Origin of the sequence: Carboxylicivirga longa, assembly GCF_050589825.1 — a bacterium.
Classification (GTDB): domain Bacteria; phylum Bacteroidota; class Bacteroidia; order Bacteroidales; family Marinilabiliaceae; genus Carboxylicivirga; species Carboxylicivirga longa.
On the sequence record NZ_JBNGOZ010000065.1, the window covers coordinates 1 to 1,217 of the forward strand.

Sequence of the window (1,217 nt, forward strand, 5' to 3'; positions counted from 1 at the left end):
GGGGATACAAAGAAGGTGGCTATACAACTGTTGAAGGGCACTTGTGTTCAACCCATAAGCACTATCGTGATCGGAGTCCCGGTTATTATATGGATAAAGCCAAAAGCTTGTCTGAAGAACTTCACTTGTTGTTTGAAGGATTGTTTAAGCAAGGCAAATACCCCGAGCAGCTTTACAGAACCTGCGATGGCCTGTTACGACTACAACGCACAAGTGAAGCGGATAAGTTTGATAAGGCTTGCCGGATAGCCCTTGAAAACGGGCAGTACAGCTTTGGCTTTGTAAAGAATATCCTGAACAATAAGATGACCGAACAAAAAGCATCGGAATCTACTACGGAAAAACCCCTACCAAGACACACCAACATACGAGGTAAACAACTTTTTTATTAATCAATAAATTAAACTAAGTGACACAAATCGAAACGCAATTTACAGAACTACGTCTGCATGGCATGAGCCGTGCCTGGAACGCACTATTAGAAACCAGAAAACACCATGAACTCAGTCTCTCTGAAGGACTAGAACTATTACTCCAAAATGAGTATGATGACCGTAAAAACAAACGTTTTGAACGCTTGAAGAAGAATGCCGGCTTTCGTTACCAGGCTTCCATTGAGGAGATTTATACAGAGGCTACCCGGGGTGTTGACAAAGAAGTATTAGTATCTTTAGCAACCGGTAGCTATATCCAAAATGGTGAATCCGTCTTAATCACCGGTGCATCAGGATGTGGCAAAAGCTATATCGCATCGGCACTCGGGCATCAGGCTTGTAGGCAAGGCTATAAGGTGGCCTACTTTAACTTGCAAAAGTTCTTGTTGAAAACCAAAATGGCACGCCTGGAAGGAACCATTAGTAAGTTCTTTGCCAAGTTAGCTAAGACTGAATTGGTAATACTCGATGATTTTGGACTCTCATACCTGGAGCAGCAGCAACGTATGGACCTAATGGAAATAATTGAAGACCGTCATGGGCAAAACTCTTTGATAATCGCCAGTCAACTACCTGTTTCCAGCTGGTATGATATCATCGGAGAAGAAACCATTGCGGATGCCATACTCGACAGATTAGTCCATGGATCATACAGAATAGAACTAAAAGGTGAGAGTTTAAGAAAAAAACGGTAATATTGTCAGACCATCACGCTCTTTGACCATATCCAATGTCTAAGGGGTCAATATCCGGAGAAGGGGGTCAGCATGACCGGAATATCCA

General features: G+C 42.7%; 1 protein-coding gene and 1 pseudogene. Both read left to right on the forward strand.

The genetic code is table 11. The annotated features are described in order from the left end of the window. Positions 1-392, forward strand: a pseudogene (locus ACRD7A_RS19045) (IS21 family transposase); the annotation flags it as partial. A gap of 17 nt (positions 393-409) precedes the next feature. Next, positions 410-1,129, forward strand: coding sequence for an IS21-like element helper ATPase IstB (gene istB, locus ACRD7A_RS19050; RefSeq protein ID WP_430812959.1), 720 nt, complete (start codon positions 410-412; stop codon positions 1,127-1,129). Positions 1,130-1,217 lie beyond the last annotated feature (88 nt).